The following is a 2,080-nucleotide window of genomic DNA, read 5'->3' on the forward strand; positions in this document are numbered from 1 at the left end:
CCCGCCACGTGCGCCGCCGCCAACTCACCGATCGAGTGCCCGAGCAACACGTCCGGACGCACCCCGAAGGACTCCAGCAACCGGAACAGCGCCACCTCGAACGCGAACAGGGCGGGCTGGGCGTGCTCGGTCCGGTCGAGCGGGCCTGGGTCGCCCCACACGAGGTCGCGCAGCGGGCCGAAGCGGGCGCAGACCTCGTCGAAGGCCTCGGCGAACACCGGGAACCGGGCCGCCAACCCCCGACCCATCCCCACCCGCTGCGAACCCTGACCCGAGAACAGGAAACCCAGGCCGCCCGGCTGCGGTGAGCCGGTGCGCACGTGGGCAGCGGGCACGCCTGCGGCCACCGCCTCCAGCCCGCGCGCCAGCTCGGCCCGGTCGGTGGCGACGATCACGGCCCGGTGCGGGAAGGTGGCGCGGGTCGTCGCCGAGGACAGGGCGAGGTCGGCCGGGTCCCGGTCGGCGACGCGCAGGTGGCGCGCGGCCTGCTCCCGCAGCGCCCGCTCGGTCCTCGCCGACAGCAGGACCGGTGCGGGCCCGCCCGCTCCGGGCTCCCGCTCCGGGCAGGGGTCGTGGTCCTCCGCCGGTTCCTCCAGGACGACGTGCGCGTTGGTGCCGCTGATCCCGAACGAGGAGACGGCGGCGCGGCGCGGCCGTTCACCGCGCGGCCACGGGCGCGCCTCGGTGAGCAGGGCCACCTGGCCCGCGGTCCAGTCGACGTGCGAGGACGGCTCGTCCACGTGCAGGGTCGCGGGGAGCAGCCCGTGCCGCATGGCCTGCACGACCTTGATGACGCCCGCGATGCCCGCGGCGGCCTGGGTGTGGCCGAGGTTGGACTTGACCGAGCCCAGCCACAGCGGCCGGTCGCGGTCGCGGCCGTAGGTGGCGAGGATCGCCTGCGCCTCGATCGGGTCGCCGAGCGCGGTGCCGGTGCCGTGGGCCTCGACCGCGTCCACGTCGCGGGGCTCCAGACCCGCGGTGGCCAGCGCCTGGCGGATGACGCGCTGCTGCGCGGGACCGTTGGGCGCGGTGAGACCGTTGGAGGCCCCGTCCGAGTTGACCGCCGACCCGCGCAGGACGGCGAGCACGGGGTGGCCGAGCCTCCTGGCGTCGGAGAGCCGCTCGACCAGGACGGCGCCCGCGCCCTCGCCCCAGGCGGTGCCGTCGGCGGCGTCGGCGAAGGACTTGCAGCGGCCGTCCGGGGCCAGGCCGCGCTGGCGGCTGAAGTCGACGAACGCGCCGGGGGTGGCCATGACGGTGACGCCGGCGGCGATGGCGGAGGCGCACTCGCCCCGCCGCACCGCCTGGGCGGCCAGGTGCAGCGCCACCAGCGACGACGAGCAGGCCGTGTCGACGGTGAGCGCGGGGCCTTCGAGGCCGAGCGCGTAGGCGATCCTCCCCGAGGCGACGCTGCCCGCGTTGCCGCTGCCCAGGAAGCCCTCCAGGTCCTCGGGGACGGCGTGGAGCCGTGCGGCGTAGTCGTGGTGCATCAGGCCGGTGAACACGCCGGTGCGGGTGCCGCGCGCCGACCTGGGGTCGATGCCCGCGCGTTCGAGCAGCTCCCAGGCGATCTCGAGCAGGAGTCGTTGCTGGGGGTCCATCGCCAGCGCCTCGCGCGGCGAGATGCCGAAGAACTCCGCGTCGAACTCCGCCGCGTCGTGCAGGAAACCGCCCTCCCACACGTAAGAGGTGCCCCGGTGGTCGGGATCGGGGTGGTGCAACGACTCCAGGTCCCACCCCCGGTCCGAGGGGAAGGGCGTGATGGCGTCCCGGCCGTCCGCGACGAGGTCCCAGAGGCCCTCGGGGGTGGTGACTCCGCCGGGGTAGCGGCAGCTCATGGCGACGACGGCGATCGGGTCGTCGGCGTCGGTGACCGAGGGCCGCGCTCGCGACGACCGCTCGCCGGCGCCGTCGTCGGCCCGCCCGCGCAGGTGCTCGGCCAGCGCGGCCGGGCTGGGGTGGTCGAAGACCAGGGTGGCGGGCAGTCGCAGGCCGGTCGCCGTGTTGAGCCGGTTGCGCAGCTCCAGCGCGGTGAGCGAGTCGAAGCCGAGCTCCTTGAACGTCCGGTCGCTGTGCACCG

1 protein-coding gene is annotated in these 2,080 nt (G+C 75.8%); it reads right to left on the reverse strand.

The annotated features are described in order from the left end of the window. Nucleotides 1–2,080 (reverse strand): type I polyketide synthase (locus ACTUAL_RS17550; RefSeq protein WP_440901032.1); only part of this gene is annotated, 2,080 nt, incomplete at both ends.

It is taken from the genome of Actinosynnema sp. (genome assembly GCF_052038725.1).